This is a genomic window from Iningainema tapete BLCC-T55 (assembly GCF_014698965.1).
Lineage (GTDB): Bacteria > Cyanobacteriota > Cyanobacteriia > Cyanobacteriales > Nostocaceae > Iningainema > Iningainema tapete.
The window spans coordinates 18428-35226 of record NZ_JACXAE010000017.1 but is presented as its reverse complement, the minus strand read 5'-3'; the positions used below and the strand labels follow the sequence as shown (position 1 = coordinate 35226).

Sequence of the window (16799 nt, the reverse complement as noted above, 5' to 3'; positions counted from 1 at the left end):
ATAAATTTTAGCTTGTTTAAACTAGTCAGTCCTGTTTTATATTAAAAAAATTCATCACCATTAATTCTGAAGACCCAGCCCATATTCTGTCATTGCAGGTCAACGCCACGATATATTTATTCAAACGCTTATTCAACGCCGATATAATGTGGCACAAGAAATTCAAAACCGATTGTCACTTTTGCCTCAGATGACGTTTAAAGATAAATTTCAGCAAGTGGATCGACTCAAAGTTTGGTTGGATAGCTTTCGTCAACTCCCGCCAACAGTAGTTGCAGAACTCAAGAAATTATACGATGTACGCTTCACCTATAACTCGAACGCGATCAAAGGCAATACTTTGACGCAAAGTGAAACCGCTTTGGTGCTGGAAACTGGAATCACAATTGGCGGTAAAACATTGCGCGAACATTTAGAAGTCATTGGGCATAAAGATGCGATAGACTACATCGAACAAGCACAACAATCAACAGCTATTGTCCAAGGGGAAATCAAACAGATTCATAATTTGATTCTGAGAGCGATCGCTCCTGAAGAAGCGGGGCGTTATCGCCAACTTGATGTCACGGCAGGAACTGAGTATGTGTATCCACCGCACTATTTACTCAATGATTTAATGACTGAGTTTGTCACTTGGTTAAATTCGTCCCAAGCCACCGTTGGGCATCCCCTCGAATTCGCGGCTGAAGCTCATTTAAGATTTGTTTCGATTCATCCGTTTCGGGATGGGAATGGGCGCACGGGACGATTATTAATGAATTTGCTGTTATTGCGGGCAGGTTATCCAATTGTAGTGATTTCCAACCAAGTCCGTAAAGCGTATATTGATGCAATTGTAGAGGCTCAACAGCACAGCGATCGCTCCCCAATAATAACATTGGTACTGGATGCTGCTCAACAATCGTTAATTGAAATGCTGCAAATTCTATCCACTGCGAAAGAAAGTCGGGGACGAGGCTTACCTTTCTACGAAGAGATGTTGGACTTTTTAGGCGAACGTTACGAAACAGATGCACAGTAACAAATTTTAGCATTTAATTGACCATTATCGGGATCGCTGGCTGCTAAAATTAGCACATGATGACTATAAAACGCTATAACCAACAAACAATTGAATCATTCGCCTCTACAGTACTCAAAGATGGTTACTGCGTGTTGCCCAATCACTTTTCCCCGGCAACACTTAATGCTTGGAGTGAGGCTTTTGCACCGTTACTAAAGTATCACATTGAGCGCGAAGGCAAGCTTCAGAACAGAGGTCCAGGACGCTATTATGTCACGCTTCCGTTTAGTACTCCCTTTGCCGATGCAAATATTTACGAAGACGAAGATATTTTGGCGATCGTTGAGCTATTAGTGGGCAAAGACGCGGTGATGTGCCAATTGGCAACTGACACGCCGTTGCTGGGTTCCGAATATCAAGACGTGCATCGGGATACTTTGCCACTGTTTCCCGAAACTGGTAAGGAAACGCCGCCATATCAACTAGCAGTAAACTTTCCGCTTGTCGATATCACCCTAGAAAACGGTCCAATGGAGATTATACCAGGCACACACATGATGTCCAAGGAGGAAGGACTGCGCCGCAGGTCATCGGGTGAACTCAAGTTAGAACCAGTGACAATGCGAGTTGGTGACGTGATGATCCGCGATGTGCGGGGTTTGCACCGAGGTACGCCTAACCACACGCCAAAGCCACGCCCGATGGTGGTAATTGGCTATAGTCGCCGTTGGCTGTTTCGTCCTGAAGTGTCTATTAATATACCACGGCAAGCCCTGAATACACTCTCACCTCGCGCTCGTCACTTATTGCGTTTTAATCCAATTGTCGAATCACTAGAAGATAAACCCGAAGTAGAGGTTTATCAGTCCTTCGCTTATTAAAACTGGCATTCGGAACCGTTATTTACAGCGCCCTTCAGATATAAACCATATAGTAGGGACACGACAATGTCGTGTCATCCTCTTTTCACGCTGATATACTTAATGTCGTAGCAGTTATTTATAAAGAAAAGGAATTTCCAGGCGCTCAAAAGCACATGATGAAAATTTTAGCAATATCCGGTAGCCTTCGTGGGAGTTCTTCCAATACTGCCATATGTCAGGCGATGGTTCGCTTAGCACCAGATAATATAAAAATTTCGCTCTACGAAAAGCTAGGCGAGCTTCCACACTTCAATCCCGAACTTGACAGTGACAACTTGCCTGCATCAGTTAAAGATTGGCGCACTCAACTCAAGGAGTCCAACGGCGTACTCATCTGCACACCCGAATATGCACACGGCGTGCCTGGTGTGCTCAAAAACGCGCTTGACTGGATTGTTTCTTCAGGTGAGTTCGTGGATAAACCAACTGCGGTTATCAGTGCTTCCCCGTCGCCTGATGGTGGCGAGAAGGCACATGCCTCGCTGGTACAGACGCTCACCGTTATGGCTGCGAAGATTGTTGAAGGCGCAACGCTGCTAATTCCTGCTATCTCTGCCAAACTTAATCATCAGGGCGAGGTTACAGACGAGGCAACAGCGCAAGCACTCAGATTGCTGCTTAATACTCTTGCTAAGGCTATCAAAAAACACTAATCAGAATTTTGCTAAGTGGGTCGGTTATATTCGATGAATCAGACGAAAATTGACTCATATTTTAACGAATTACTAATTCGTAATTCGTAATTCGTAATTTTTGGGTTGAAGTCCCCGGAGTCTATACGTAGTCACAGTGTAGGTCGGGGTTTAAATCCACAAGTACTGTCTTTAATTACGAATTACGAATTATAAATTACGAATTGTCTTTAATTGCCGGGAGTTTAAACAGCAGAGCTACAAGAGAAAATTGCTCTTGAAATCAAAAATCTCACTCAAACAGAGCAAATTCAATACTTTCGTGCTTTAGCAGAATCTAGTTCTCGTGCGTCAGTGGTGGAAATCTGTGAAAAACAAATCATCTACTACTGTAGAGTAATAGCAGAACTATTTCATTATGATCGCAATCCGCCTAAAACTCAAGGATGTTGTTGGCGATTTACTGAGTACTGAGGGGTCAAACCCCTCAATAAATTAAAAACTGCTCGTAGTAAGCACGGTTTAATTAATATAACGATAAAGACGATTTAGCGCGTTCATGTATGCGTAAGCTGCTGCTACCACAATATCGGTGTCGGAAGCCTGCCCAGAGAAAATAGATTCCTGATGTCTGAGACGAATTGTGACTTTTCCTAGCGCATCAATTCCTGCTGTTACAGATTGGACAGAAAACTCAATTAGTTGATTGGGAATTTGTACAACTCGATTAATTACTTTATATACTGCATCTACCGGACCTGTTCCTACCGCCGCATCAGTTAAAATTTCTCCATATGGTGTGACAATTGTAACAGTTGCACTAGGAATTGTACAGTCGCCACAAGTCACTTGGACGTGTTCGAGTTGAAACCCTTTTTCGATTTGAATTTGCGTTTCATCTCGAATGATCGCCTCTATATCCCAGTCTGACATCTCCTTTTTCTTGTCGGCAACTTCCTTGAAACGGGTGAAGGCTTTGTTGAAATCTGTCTCGTTTAGTTCAAACCCCAACTCTTGAAGCTTAGTTCGGAACGCATGTCTTCCAGAATGTTTGCCTAAAACTATCCGATTTTCTGGTAAACCAATGGTAGCAGCATCCATAATTTCATAAGTTTGTCTGTGCTTGAGGATACCATCTTGATGAATTCCTGATTCATGGGCGAAAGCGTTTGCTCCCACAATTGCCTTGTTGGGTTGAACGAGCATTCCGGTTAATTGGGAAACTAAGCAAGAAGTTTTGTAAATTTCTTGGGTTTTAATTTTGACTAAAGATACATCAGCATCAACTGGATGACAAAAATAAGGATTGAAATAGGGTTTACGAACTTGTAGTGCCATGACAATCTCTTCAAGCGCCGCATTACCTGCTCGTTCACCAATTCCATTAATTGTACACTCCACCTGACGCACACCTTGTTCGATCGCCGCTAAGGCATTAGCTGTTGCCAAACCTAAATCATTTTGCGTGTGAACAGAAAGAATCACTTGATCGATATTGGGAACATTTTCTCTGATTCCTTGAATTAGCGCTCCCATATCTTTGGGTGTAAAGTAGCCGACAGTATCGGGAATATTGATTGTAGTTGCACCATTGGCGATCGCCACCTCAATCACTTGATAGAGAAACTCTCGAGCGGTTCTACTGGCATCCATCGGTGAAAACTCCACATCCTCTACTAATGTTTTGGCATAGGCTACCATTTCTTGTGCGATCGCCAATACTTCTTCCCTTGACTTTTTCAACTGGTACTTCAGATGAATATCAGAGGTAGAAATCATCGTGTGAATTCTCTTGTGAGCAGCAGGTTGCAAAGCTTCCGCTGCGGCTTGAATGTCTGCTCTAACGGCTCTTGCCAAACTACAAATAATTGGTCCATCCGATCCGCCGACTTGTTGGGCTATAGTTCTAATTGCTTCAAAATCTCCAGGACTAGCAGCCGCGAATCCGGCTTCAATCACATCGACACCAAGCACAGCTAGTTGATGAGCAATTCTCAGCTTCTCTTCCACATTCAGCGTAGCCCCTGGAGACTGTTCTCCATCCCGTAACGTTGTATCAAAGATAATTACCCGGTCTTGTTGAGTAGAAATGCTCATAATTTGTTCTCGTCTAATCCAATTACTTTGGATATTGTATACAATTTTTTGTATACAATATATATTATGAACATAAATGACCTAGCAGCCAACGTGCTGCAACAACAACGCAGTACCCCAGATTTAATTGCCGACGCTTTGCGAGAAGCGATTCTACGTGGTATTTTTCAGGAAGGACAATCCTTAAGACAAGATGAAATCGCCACTCAGTTTGGAGTCAGTCGCATCCCTGTGCGAGAAGCACTCAAGCAGCTAGAGGCATCCGGATTGGTAACGCTCCATCTCAATCGAGGAGCGACAGTATCGGTACTAACGCCTGCCGAAGCGCAAGAAATCTGCGAGATTCGTAGCGCGTTGGAGGTGAAAGCGATGCAGTTGGCAATTTCTCAGTTAACCGAACAGGATATAGAAAAAGCAGCAGTGATTTTGGAAACAACAAATCAAACAACAGAGGCTGGTTTGTTAGCAAAATTAAACTGGGAATTTCATGCGACACTCTACGCAACTGCCCAGCGCCCACGACTACTGACGATGATTAAAAACCTCCATGTGAATGTCGATCGCTATGTACGTCTACAAATGGCGCAGATGGATTACTTAGAGCGATCGCAAAAAGAACATTATCAAATCTTAGATGCTTGTCGTCAACGGGATAGCAAAGCTGCTATTAAACTACTCAAACGACACATTGATACAGCAGGAGAACAGTTAGTTGCCTACTTGCAACAAAAAGCTAGTGATAAATCGTAGCGACTGTCTTACTTTCTGCCCTCTGCCCTCTGCCTTCTTATACTAGTTGTAGGCAGGGACATTTTTGCAGAAAATCAGCAGCCTTTTTATGAGCATCTGGGTTAGAAGTATTTGCTGGCGTAGGTCGAATAATACCAGCAAACAAGTCATCTAAACCGTAAGGCGTAAAAAATTGCCATTCCCCAAGTGCATCTAGCCTAACTCCTACAGCAGTAGCAGTGTGGAGCCAATTTGAGATCCCATCCTCAGTACTAGTATAAATTATGCGACCTGCACGCCAACGAGCAAAGCTGGCTTGATTTTTGACATCAAACTGGTAGTCAGGAAATTGTTCTGTGAGGTTTGCCTTTGCTGCTAGTTCTTGAGAGCGCTCCCCTTGTGCATCAAAAAATGCAATATCAAAATCTTTGATAAATAAACTACATTCCTTGCCAAAGATGGAATGCCAAACTGTGTTACGCACTGCACCGCCAGCCAACCACCAGTTAGGGAGGTTTACTTGCGCAATGGCTGGTAATACAGTGCCAACAGGTGAATCAGCTAAGAGCATTTTTAGGCGAGTGGTATTATTCATAAAGGCTTTGCAACCAAAGTAGTTTTACCTCTTATAAAAGACTTTTTTGCACGATTTAGCAGTAGTTGCGATTCTGAACTTCCTACTTTAACAGAAGAAGAAGAACAATTGCTGCGCCAACAAACCATTGATGAAAATCAACCTGGTACAATTGTCAAGGATTTTCAACCCAAGTTGATTTTATCCAACCAAAAGGGGTTGAAGTAAGTAGTGCTAATAATTTGTTACCTCTTAAAACCGATTCTGAACTCAATTCTAAATTAAGTCATCCCGTCGAAATTAAACTCAAACATCCTGTACAGAAATCATATCCCTATATCAATGATCTGTATCAAAAACAACAATTCGTCAGACTCTACAAAAAAATATTGGGCGTTGGCAAGCAGATATTAATCTTTTGTTAAATAATGCTTTTGTAAAAATTAGGCAGAAATACCCGGAATACCAAAAGGGATTGTTAATCATTTTTGATAATTTAGATAGAGTGCCACCCAATGTTGGCAATCATCTATTCTTTGAATACGTAGCTCAGTTACAAGGACTAAATTGTACAATTATCTATACGGCTCCAATTTCTATAGTTTATTCGGAAAAAAATCTAAGTAACGCCTTCGACTCCCCAAACATTGTGCCCATGGTAAATATATATAAATTGGAACGCGATCGCTGTGATTTAGAATATAATGATATAAGTTCCGAAAATAGCTAGCAGTTTATATTTGTCAGCTTTATGCTACAGAGATGCATTTAAATTGCTGCCATGAACTTGAATTTGATTGCCGAAGGTGCTTTGGATGATGGTACAGTTGAAGAATTGGCGACACGACTGGGTGTAGGATCTCGCCACTTGCGACAACTTTTCACTAAGCATCTCGGTACTTCACCAGTTGCGGTAGCACAAATGCGGCGGCTTCTATTTGCCAAGCAACTAATTAATGAAACAGCTTTATCAATGACAGACGTAGCTATGGCAGCAGGGTTTACTAGTATTCGCCGCTTTAATGATGTGATTTTCAAGACTTATGGGCGCTCGCCAAGTGACTTACGACGACAAAAGATTCCACAGTTAGACTCCACACTAAACATCTCACTCAAGCTACCCTTTAGCCCCCCATATAACTGGGCAGCGTTAATCAGTTTTTTCATGAACAGAGCAACACCAGGACTGGAGTCAGTAAGAATAAATAGTTATCGACGGACAATCTCTCTTAATGGACATCACGGTGTAGTAGAAATCTGTCCTGTTTCCGGACAAAACTATCTCCAAGCCAACATTTGCTTTCCGAAAGTAACTCTACTAGCGCAAATTGTCGAGCGACTACGGCAAATGTTCGATTTGAGTGCAAATATAGCAGAAATTTCTGCCCATCTGAGGCGCGATCCCATCCTCACGCATCTGATTGAGATGCAACCAGGATTGCGGATTCCTGGTGCTTGGGACAATTTTGAACTAGCTGTTAGGGCAATTATAGGTCAACAAATTAGCGTTGCAGCTGCTACAACGATCTTCAGTCGTTTGGTAGCAACTTATGGAGAACCGTTGGCGGTGGAAAATCTTTGGAATGCTGACTTGAGGTTTGTGTTTCCGCCCCCATCCGTTCTGGCACAAGCAGATTTGACAACACTGGGAATCACGCGCCCTAAAGCAGTTGCGATCGCTGCCTTATCTACAGCCGTTGCCCAAAACCCTCAATTTTTGACGCATTTTCCCACTTTGAATGACGCGGTTCATACACTCTGCCAATTGCCGGGAATTGGTGAGTGGACAGCACAATACATCGCCATACGGGCGCTACGAGAACCAGATGCATTCCCAGCAAATGATTTGGGATTGTTGCAAGCAATGAAAGCTCTGGGAAAACCTGTGACAAAAGCGCAGTTTGTGGAAGTCTCTCAGGCTTGGCGTCCCTGGCGAGCATATGCTGCAATACATTTATGGTCTAATGTGTCAACCCTACCTAAGGAGGAGATGTTATCAGCATGAGAGAATTTCTCTGGGACAAAATTGATTTCCAGATGGGGCAAATTTTGATTGTTTCAGATGGAGAAAAGCTATGTGCGCTTGACTTTGCTGGTTATGAGTCGCGCATGATTAAACTATTAGAGAAACGATATGGTAAGGTTAAGTTGATTGAAAAGGCGAATCCTCAAGAGTTTAGTTCGCTCATCCATGCGTATCTATCAGGAGATTTGAGCAGCGTTGATGAGATTCCTGTCAGTACGGGTGGAACTCCTTTTCAACAGCTTGTTTGGCAGACTTTACGTTCAATTCCATTTGGCACGGTTATCACCTATGGGGAATTGGCTCAGAAAATTGGTAGACCAACATCTTACCGTGCCGTGGGGATGACAAATTCGCTCAATCCAGTAGCGATTGTATTGCCCTGTCATCGGGTAATTGGTAAAAATAGCCTGACAGGATATGCAGGTGGGCTGGAGTATAAACGCTGGTTACTTCGGCATGAAGGCGTGAATTTGCCATCTGTAATATAATATTTCGTGCAACATAATCTTATAGGGGCATGGCGGAGTGGCGCAAGAAACGCAAGGAAAAATTCATCCCAATGACTTTTCATGGCGGTTCTGGTTGGCTTTGCCAATCTACCCCTACGGTATCCGACGTACTATCCGCAAAGAAGTAGTTAAAGATACCATCTGGACTTTCGATCAGATTCAAGGAATCTTCTACGTTGTCGTGCCGATTCGGATGACGGTAGTTAAACTAGAAGAAGGTGGACTACTGATATATGCGCCCGTCGCCCCCACTCCAGAATGTATCCGATTAGTAAAAGAGTTAGCAGCAGAACACGGTGAAGTTAAGTATATCATCCTGCCGACCATTTCTGGTCTAGAACACAAAGTCTTCGTTGGTCCCTTTGCCAGATACTTTCCCAACGCGCAAGTATATGTAGCTCCTGGGCAGTGGAGTTTCCCTCTCAACCTACCACTGAGTTGGCTGGGCTTGCCTGCCCGACGAACTTCCTTACTTCCAGAAGATAGCAGCAAAACCCCCTTTGCCAATGAATTTGACTACGCGATCCTGGGTATAATTGACCTTGGACCAGGAAGATTTGCAGAAGTGGCTTTTTTTCACAAGCGATCGCACACCCTGTTAGTAACAGACTCAGTAGTTTCCGTACCAGAAGAACCACCAGCGATCGTTCAATTAGATCCATACCCCCTATTATTTCATGCCAAAGACAAAGCCTTTGACATAGTAGAAGACAATCCAGAAAATCGCCGTAAAGGATGGCAGCGTATATCACTGTTTGCATTGTACTTCCAACCAAGCGTGTTAGAAGTACCCTCATGGAATGAAGTATTTCGCAATGCCCTCAAAGCACCAGAACGTTCAAAAAAAGCTTATTTCGGGTTATTTCCCTTCCAATGGAACTCCGACTGGAAACAATCATTCAACGCACTGCAAGGAGATGGACGTTTGTTTGTCGCACCAATCTTACAAACACTCATCCTCAATCGCGCCCCCAAAGAAACCATCGAATGGGCTGAGCGAATCGCAACTTGGGACTTCAATCAAATCATACCATGTCACTTTGACTCACCCATCAAAGCACAACCGTACCAATTCAGACAAGCATTCTCCTTCTTAGATGCCCACACCAACAATTACCCCTTACCCCAAAAAGACTTCAAACTACTCAACAAAATCGATACTCTTCTCAACAAACTTGGCATCGTACCACCACCAAAGCAGCTAAAATAATGTGGTGACTAAGCTGCTGCTGCCCACTCAAGCTGTTCATAACCTGCACCAACACCGCATAGACTTCTGTCGCCTTTATTAATCCACACAAACACAGCATCTAACACCATTTGCCAGCAGTACTTGCGTCGCATATCCAACTTCCCCATCCCATGCTCTAACGCCCACTTTTTGACCAATTTGGTATCTAGCACGCCCAGTAATTCTTTGACGTTATGGCGCAGCATACCTATTGTAACTTTATTGAAAGTTTTGGTAATATGTTTGTACATGATGATGTCTCCTAGACGTTTATTAACGTCTTGGTCTAGATATTATTTGGAACCCACCGCCTACCTCAGCCAAAAGCTAAGCGGTGGTTATTAACGTTATTATATTAAAACCGCGTGTACAGCGTAGTCAAGTAGTTAAGGGAAAAGTTTTATGGCTGGTCGTGGAAAAGAAGCAACTTATTTCAAAGGTCAAGGTCTTGGAATAGCATCCGACGGTAAATCCTTCTCATTACGAATGCCAAAAAAATATGAATGTGTAATTTTGCAACTAGATAACCGTTCTGAGCGGCTGAGAGAGTGGATCATTCGTGGCATGATCGAAGATGGTCTGATACAGGATTGACAACTGTGCCGCACTCCAACATCCAAACTTCTATTAGAAAAAATTTTATTGCTAAGCGGCCCGGTTTGTGCATGGGTCGCTTTCTATAGCTAAAATAGCCTTCTTCTTAGCGTCTTAGCGCCTACCCTGCGGGAACGGCTCCGCCGAATGCGTGAGAAAATAAATCCTAAAAAGGCGTCTTCACCCGTAAATGAAGAGATTCCCCCAACCAAGGATGCTCAAAACAAACCTCCCTCGCGTGCAAATGTAAACGACTAGCTCCTACACAACACCCATAAAGACGATCGCCCAAAATAGGAATCCCAAGCCCTCTAGCATCAGCAGCATGAACCCTCAATTGATGAGTGCGCCCTGTTAGCGGCATAAACTCCACCCTAGTATACTCTCCTTCCCTTGCCATCACTTGAAAGTGAGTCACACAAGCTTTCCCGTACTGCAAATCAACCTTTTGATACGGACGATTCAAAGGATCTCCCCATAATGGTAATTCAATCACACCTCGATCAGTTGTAACACAACCGGAAAGTACAGCCTCATATACCTTATGAACTTGGCGTTCCTGAAACTGTTTACTAAGTTGACGCATCGTTTGCTCATCACGCGCTAACAGAAGAATACCAGATGTTTCTTGATCTAAACGATGGACAGTGGTAAGCTGATTACCATCCGTTCGGGAATTTTGTAAACGACTGAGGATACTATCTTGGCGATCGCTTTTACGACCTGGAACTGATAGTAGCCCTGGTGGTTTGTTCACAGCAATCAACCATTCGTCTTCATAAATAATTGGTGGTAGAGACGTTGCCTGCAACGTCTCTACATCTGGATTGGGTAATCCAGAAAGGAGAAACCCCATCAATGGCTGACATCTTTCTACACAAGCCCCGTAAAATTGTCCAGGAATTTTCTCTTGATTAATAGATGACACTCCCCACCAAAACTCTGCCATTGCCAATGGTTTTAGCTGATGAGTTGCGGCATAATGGAGTAGCTTTGGAGCGCAGCAATCTCCTGTACCAGTGGGCATTGAGTTAGACGGCATTAATTGCTGTAAAGAACGTGACTTGCCGAAAAAATTCATCAACGAGTAAGCAGCGTGCATCTGTGCTTGGAGTTGGCGAGACATTTCTTTACGCTGTTGTTTAAGTTCTCTGATCCGCGCATCTGCTGCTTCAATTAGTTGCTTGAGGGGCTGCAACATTTCATCTCGTTGGCGCTTGAGTATTTTTCGCTCAATTCCATCTTGGCGACTTTCTTCGTCAAGTTGTTCCAAGGCAGAAGTGAGGGCAACTCCAGTTAGTGTTGTGGAGAATATCTGACGTTTTTCTTGTCGTTGCTGTTTGCGATCGCGATGGTTTAAGTTTAACTCTTGCAAACGCTGCTCAAACTCGTGAGCAAGGGTTTCGTACTGCTGTCGTTGAGGAAGTTGCTTTAAGGTAATAAGTTCGAGCTTGATAGCTTCCAAAACAGCTAAGGTGTGTTCCTCTTCGAGGGCAACTTGATTTCTACCGGGAATTGGTGGCACCCAACCTTCTACTGTGCTGCAACCATTCAGCAGCCCGGAGAAAGCTTTGATTACTCGTTGTTCACCGTATGGTAGTTCAACTAGTAGTATACCATACATCTTACCCTCTTGAGAATAACGCTCATGTGTGGTAAGGTGTTGCATTAAACCGCGAGCGATCGCCTCTGCCTTTGGAGTGCGGGGCAATCTCAGTAACTCACCTTGAGAACAACGCCCTTCATACCAATAGCTAGGAGACAAGTCGCTATCAGCAAAATCACCGTCTATGAAATCTGAAAGCCGGTGCAGTAAACTAGCCATAGAAGTACATTCAAAAAACGTATTTTTTTATATGTCTACCCTGACAGAAATCGAAGCAGCCATCAAACAACTTCCACCCTTGCAAATTCGCGAACTTGCTGTATGGCTTCAGGAGTACTTAGATGAAGCCTGGGATCGGCAAATCGAAGCGGATTTAGAATCTGGTAAATTGGATCGTCTGATTGCTAAAGCAGAAGCTGACATTGCAGCAAATAACGTGAGGGATCTTGATGAAGTCCTTTACGACACCTGATTTCTGGCAAGCTTATGCAGTGTTGTCTTTGCAAATGAAACAGCAAGCTCAAAAAGCATACCAACTTTGGAAAGAGAACCCATCACATCCATCTCTCCATTTTAAGAAGGTTGGTAAGAATTTGTGGTCAGCTCGAGTTTCAGGTGGCTACCGAGCATTAGCGCTAAAGAAGGGTGACGATTATTACTGGTTCTGGATTGGCTATCACGAAGACTATGATGTTTTTCTAAATTAAAGGAGCTTTTTTAAAAGTTTGTTGTGTGTGTGAGGGCGAAATCTGATGCCAAGCCAAAAGGTTATTCTACTCTAGCGCGGAGTGCGGGAGTAGAAAAGAGGGTTTGAAATAGTGCTTGCCGTTGTGCAACAGGTTCTGGAGCGTGGTTCCAGAGACTTTCGTAGTAGAATAGGGCTACGCCTAAGTTACGTTCTTGAGCAGCTCGCACTTGGGACTGTATTTGTTGCATTGGAACTCGGTTATTTCGCAAGCCTGCCATAATACCAATTCCGGTGGGAATTTTTTGTTGGGTTTCTTGAATTTCTGGACGGGAAATCGTGGCGATATAACTTTGCAGATTGGGACGATAAACTTGCATAATTAGCTCGTCTACAATATTTTGCCGTACCCAAGTGAGCCAGTCTTGCAGGTGAAACTTGTAAGCAAATTCGTAGTAATTGGGGGAAACGGAGAAAATTGCTTTGGGTTTTCTGGCTTTGACAGCTTGATTGAGTTGAATCATAAAAGCTGTGATTTTATCTGCCCGCCAACGCACCCATGCTGAATCTTGGGGATCTGTGGGGGGATTGTTCTGCGTTTCTTGTGTATACAACGCAACTGTATATTTATCATAACCAAATTCGTGGGGCAAACTCATGTGATCGTCAAACTGGATGCCATCTACATCATATTGAGTGACGATTTCCAACACAAGATCGGTGATGAACTTCTGCACTTTTGGATCGAAAGGATTGAGCCATGCAACCTCACCTGCAGCACTGATTGATGTTTGGCTACCATCTCGCTTTTGCGTGAGCCAATCTGGATGATTCAATGCCAGTTCTGATGTCAGGGGAGCCATGAAGCCAAACTCAAACCAGGGAATCACGAGCAATCCTTGGCGATGAGCTTTGGCGATTAGGTCTGCTATTATATCATGTCCATCTGATCCTCGCAAGACAAAGGGTTGAATTCCTGTACGTTTTGCCACGGCGCTAGGATACATCACGTATCCAGAATTCCACACCACAGGATAGATTGTGTTGAAGTTCAACCTTCTTAATTGACTTACTGCATCTTGCACTTTGGCGCGATTTTTGAGGGTGTCAAAATCGTTGTTAGTCATCCAAACTCCACGAATTTCCGGACGGGGTATTTGTAGCTGTGCAAATACTGGAGTAAGGTTGTCTACTAGCAGTACTGTCAGGAATGATATCAGAATTAGGAGTGGGAAGAGACGCTTGAGTAGGCTCGCGCCGTGAGGAATGAAACGAAGTGGCTTGAATGATACCTGAGCTACCCAAGCACGCGATCGTCTGCTTTGCTGTGTGAATCTATTAGTCATATAGTTTACAAGCATTTATGCCTACATAGAGTTGGTTAATTGGTAGTTGTTCATTCAATTGCACTGAAACAGACACAGTACAGTAGAATATTTGACGCAGCTAGTAAGTAAATAGTGCCAAGCAGCGATAAATTAATTCCAAAACATTCAAGCCGCTGCAAGTAGTTGGTTTTTAAGGATATTTCCACCCCCGATGCGCGTGAGTGGGTATTTATGTTAAAAGTGTACGGTTCTCTGGTCTAATAGTACTTAGAAAACTATATAAATTAGGGTATTCTCTGTGGTCATAGCACGTAAGATTCGCTTGCGTTTTGGTCTGCTGGCTCTTGCCGTCGGAACCGCCCTATTGCAGCCAACATTGGCGCGTACACAAGATGCACCCGAAGCAGGTAGTGGTAGGATTGAGCGCGATGCTGTTATTACTCAGAAGTATATGGCAGTGGCAGCTAACCCCCTAGCGTCAGCAGCAGGTAGTGAAATTCTCCGCGCTGGAGGAAGTGCAGTTGATGCGGCGATCGCGATCCAATTAGTACTCGGCTTAGTTGAGCCACAGTCTTCTGGAATTGGTGGAGGAGCCTTCCTCGTTTATTATGATGCGAAAGCTAAACAACTTCGTACCTATGACGGTAGAGAAACTGCACCAGCAGCAGCTCAACCAGACAGATTTCTGGATGCAGAGGGCAAACCCCTACCGTTCTTCGATGCTGTTGTTGGCGGAAAATCTGTTGGCGTGCCTGGGGTATTCAGGATGCTAGAACTGGCACACAAGAAACATGGCAAATTACCTTGGAAGCAACTTTTTCAACCTGCGATCAAACTAGCTGAACAAGGCTTCCCCATATCGCCACGCTTGAACACTCTACTGAGCGTAGAACAGTTTCTCCAACGCACAGAGCCTGCTAAGAACTACTTCTTCCAACCAGATGGCACTCCCAAGCCTGTTGGCACTATACTTGTCAATCGACCTTACGCTCAAGTGCTGCGCCAAGTTGCTAACCGAGGTGCTGATGCCTTTTACGAGGGAGAAATTGCTAAAGATATCGTTGCAACGGTACAACAGGCAAACGTACCAGGCGACTTAACAACCACCGATCTAGCAACCTATCGGGCAATAGAAAGACCACCAGTGTGTGGAATTTACCGAGTTTACAAGGTGTGCGGGATGGGCGCTCCCAGCGGGGGGCTGACTGTGTTACAAATTCTCGGTATCCTCGAAAATTTTGACCTGCCAAGCTTAGAGCCAGCTTCACTCTTATCAGTTCATCTCTTCGCTGAAGCTGGAAGGCTTGCCTATGCGGATAGAGGATTCTATATAGCAGATCCAGATTTCGTGTCAGTACCATCTAACGAATTGATCGATCCAGAATACCTCAAACGCCGTGCATCACTAATCAGCCTTGAGCGTGCCTTGAGTGAAGCCCAACCTCCTGGAGAGCTATTTTTACAACCTGCGTTTGTGGGAGGAAAAGATGATTCCCCAGAGTTTCCTTCCACCAGTCATCTTTCAGTTGTCGATCGCTACGGCAACGCAGTATCGATGACTACTAGTATTGAAGATGCTTTTGGCTCAAGATTGTTTGTGCGAGGCTTCTTACTCAACAATGAACTCACAGATTTCTCTTTCTCACCCACAACTACTGACGGCAAGCTTGTCGCCAACCGCGTAGAACCAGGAAAGCGCCCCAGAAGTGCGATGTCTCCGATGATGGTATTCGATCAAAATGGCAAGCTAGTCATGGTAGTTGGCTCTGTCGGCGGTGCGAGAATTATCAACTACGTTGCCAAGACACTAGTTGCCGCTTTGGATTGGAAACTCGACAGCCAACAAGCAGTAGCATTACCAAATTTTGGTAATCGCAATAGTCCAACAGATTTGGAGGCGGGTACACCAAATGTTGCCGATCTCAAGCTAGGCTTAGAAGCACTCGGTCATACGGTGCAAATTGTAGAACAAACCAGTGGTACCCATGCTATTATACTAACTGAGCAGGGTTTGATCGGCGGCGCAGATCCCCGTCGCGAAGGACAAGCTACAGGCAAATAAGGAGTCAGGAGTCAGGAGTCAGAAGGCTTCTGTCTCCTAGTGTCAACACTCCCAATGGCGAATCCACCACTGACCGCATTGTTGTTAGCCACTGCAAACCCAGCAAGGTTTCTGGAATTTCTCTGCCAACGTGGACTGGAATGGTATACTCAACTCCATCCAACATCACCTTTCCCTCATAGAGAGCGAAAGTTTCCTCACCTTGTGCAGTTCGCATAGTACGATTTAAGTCAATAAAAGACCAACCTAACCCGTCTAAATCCTGGATGTTAATCGCTAACCACCCTGTTGTAAATCCGGTATCTAATAGTGCATCGATTGAGAATATCTCACCATCAGCCGTAATTAAATCAATTTGAAAAAATAATTCCCCAATGTCACCGAAGAACCCGGAAATCATATCATTCCGCAAGCTCCAGTCTCATTGATCCTGAAAATGACAAGAATACCACTAGGGTAATGTTGACGAGCTTTTTGCACAGCAACATCTTCATCAGGATCGATAAAGTAGTCACCACTATTTGGCTCAATAATCATAAACCAGTTGTAATGGTCAGCGATCAACTCATCGCGAACTCGTTCAAAAACAGGGCGACAAAGTTGATAACGCGCTTTGCGTTCTGCATCACGTCTGTCCAGTTCTTCTTTTGGTATAGTGTGTTCTGGAAATATTCTGCCTCGACGTATTGGGCGTTTTGTTGGTTGTTGAGTCATGGCAATAAGTGGATTTGGGATTGCGAATCTCTTTAATGGCAAGATTTCATTTCTTATTATAGTACGCCTAGAACTCAAGTTCTAGG

At 44.0% G+C, this 16799-nt stretch carries 18 protein-coding genes; 11 read left to right on the top strand and 7 right to left on the bottom strand.

The window, feature by feature from the left end; genetic code table 11:
• Positions 1-148 precede the first annotated feature (148 nt).
• The 3 genes from ICL16_RS04230 (at position 149) to ICL16_RS04220 (ending at position 2579) form a co-directional block, all read left to right on the top strand.
• Positions 149-1021, top strand: coding sequence for a Fic family protein (locus tag ICL16_RS04230; RefSeq protein WP_337906906.1), 873 nt, complete (start codon positions 149-151; stop codon positions 1019-1021).
• 56 nt (positions 1022-1077) lie between these two features.
• Positions 1078-1884: a phytanoyl-CoA dioxygenase family protein gene (locus ICL16_RS04225; protein WP_238360591.1), complete on the top strand. Its 807-nt coding sequence runs from the start codon at positions 1078-1080 to the stop codon at positions 1882-1884.
• 71 nt (positions 1885-1955) lie between these two features.
• Entirely contained in the window at positions 1956-2579 is a 624-nt protein-coding gene (locus ICL16_RS04220; protein ID WP_202895403.1) for an NAD(P)H-dependent oxidoreductase, read from the top strand.
• Positions 2580-3080: 501 nt separating this feature from the next.
• On the opposite strand, the gene ICL16_RS04215 is transcribed toward ICL16_RS04220, so the two are convergent.
• Positions 3081-4655, bottom strand: coding sequence for a 2-isopropylmalate synthase (locus tag ICL16_RS04215; protein WP_190825643.1), 1575 nt, complete (start codon positions 4653-4655; stop codon positions 3081-3083).
• Between the two features lie 66 nt (positions 4656-4721).
• On the opposite strand from ICL16_RS04215, the gene ICL16_RS04210 reads away from it, so the two are divergent.
• Positions 4722-5405, top strand: coding sequence for a GntR family transcriptional regulator (locus ICL16_RS04210; RefSeq protein WP_190825642.1), 684 nt, complete (start codon positions 4722-4724; stop codon positions 5403-5405).
• Between the two features lie 37 nt (positions 5406-5442).
• On the opposite strand, the gene ICL16_RS04205 is transcribed toward ICL16_RS04210, so the two are convergent.
• Positions 5443-5979 carry a nucleotidyltransferase family protein gene (locus tag ICL16_RS04205; RefSeq protein ID WP_190825641.1) on the bottom strand — a complete coding sequence of 179 codons (537 nt, stop codon included), beginning with the start codon at positions 5977-5979 and terminating at the stop codon, positions 5443-5445.
• 760 nt (positions 5980-6739) lie between these two features.
• Here ICL16_RS04205 and ICL16_RS04200 point away from each other — a divergent pair.
• From ICL16_RS04200 to ICL16_RS04190, 3 genes are read left to right on the top strand one after another with little or no spacing between them, the layout of a single operon-like run.
• Positions 6740-7963 carry a DNA-3-methyladenine glycosylase 2 gene (locus ICL16_RS04200; protein ID WP_190825640.1) on the top strand — a complete coding sequence of 408 codons (1224 nt, stop codon included), beginning with the start codon at positions 6740-6742 and terminating at the stop codon, positions 7961-7963.
• On the top strand, positions 7960-8472 hold the full coding sequence (locus tag ICL16_RS04195; protein ID WP_190825639.1) for a methylated-DNA--[protein]-cysteine S-methyltransferase: 513 nt from the start codon (positions 7960-7962) through the stop codon (positions 8470-8472). The genes ICL16_RS04200 and ICL16_RS04195 overlap by 4 nt, the downstream gene beginning before the upstream one ends.
• A gap of 37 nt (positions 8473-8509) precedes the next feature.
• Complete coding sequence (locus ICL16_RS04190; protein ID WP_190825638.1) at positions 8510-9703, top strand: DUF4336 domain-containing protein; 1194 nt, start codon at positions 8510-8512, stop codon at positions 9701-9703.
• Positions 9704-9711: 8 nt separating this feature from the next.
• Here ICL16_RS04190 and ICL16_RS04185 read toward each other — a convergent pair whose 3' ends face one another.
• A complete protein-coding gene (locus ICL16_RS04185; RefSeq protein WP_190825637.1) occupies positions 9712-9975 on the bottom strand; it encodes a hypothetical protein in 264 nt (87 codons plus the stop codon).
• Positions 9976-10126: 151 nt separating this feature from the next.
• On the opposite strand from ICL16_RS04185, the gene ICL16_RS04180 reads away from it, so the two are divergent.
• Positions 10127-10318, top strand: a complete 192-nt coding sequence (locus ICL16_RS04180; RefSeq protein WP_190825636.1) for a hypothetical protein — start codon at positions 10127-10129, stop codon at positions 10316-10318.
• 166 nt (positions 10319-10484) lie between these two features.
• Here the strand turns inward: ICL16_RS04180 and ICL16_RS04175 are convergent, their stop codons facing one another.
• Positions 10485-12143: an RluA family pseudouridine synthase gene (locus ICL16_RS04175; protein ID WP_190825635.1), complete on the bottom strand. Its 1659-nt coding sequence runs from the start codon at positions 12141-12143 to the stop codon at positions 10485-10487.
• Between the two features lie 31 nt (positions 12144-12174).
• On the opposite strand from ICL16_RS04175, the gene ICL16_RS04170 reads away from it, so the two are divergent.
• Positions 12175-12396, top strand: coding sequence for a hypothetical protein (locus ICL16_RS04170; protein WP_190825634.1), 222 nt, complete (start codon positions 12175-12177; stop codon positions 12394-12396).
• Positions 12374-12631 (top strand): ParE family toxin-like protein, encoded by a 258-nt coding sequence (locus ICL16_RS04165; RefSeq protein WP_190825633.1) that lies wholly within the window; start codon positions 12374-12376, stop codon positions 12629-12631. Before ICL16_RS04170 ends, ICL16_RS04165 begins: the two co-directional genes overlap by 23 nt.
• Before the next feature lie 61 nt (positions 12632-12692).
• Here ICL16_RS04165 and ICL16_RS04160 read toward each other — a convergent pair whose 3' ends face one another.
• Positions 12693-13955 (bottom strand): glycoside hydrolase family 10-like protein, encoded by a 1263-nt coding sequence (locus ICL16_RS04160; protein ID WP_190825632.1) that lies wholly within the window; start codon positions 13953-13955, stop codon positions 12693-12695.
• 280 nt (positions 13956-14235) lie between these two features.
• Between ICL16_RS04160 and ggt the strand changes: the two genes are divergently transcribed.
• Positions 14236-15999, top strand: coding sequence for a gamma-glutamyltransferase (gene ggt, locus ICL16_RS04155; RefSeq protein WP_190825631.1), 1764 nt, complete (start codon positions 14236-14238; stop codon positions 15997-15999).
• Between the two features lie 4 nt (positions 16000-16003).
• On the opposite strand, the gene ICL16_RS04150 is transcribed toward ggt, so the two are convergent.
• Both ICL16_RS04150 and ICL16_RS04145 read right to left on the bottom strand, forming a co-directional pair.
• On the bottom strand, positions 16004-16399 hold the full coding sequence (locus tag ICL16_RS04150; RefSeq protein WP_190825630.1) for an aspartyl protease: 396 nt from the start codon (positions 16397-16399) through the stop codon (positions 16004-16006).
• On the bottom strand, positions 16396-16713 hold the full coding sequence (locus tag ICL16_RS04145; RefSeq protein ID WP_190825629.1) for a hypothetical protein: 318 nt from the start codon (positions 16711-16713) through the stop codon (positions 16396-16398). Before ICL16_RS04145 ends, ICL16_RS04150 begins: the two co-directional genes overlap by 4 nt.
• Positions 16714-16799 lie beyond the last annotated feature (86 nt).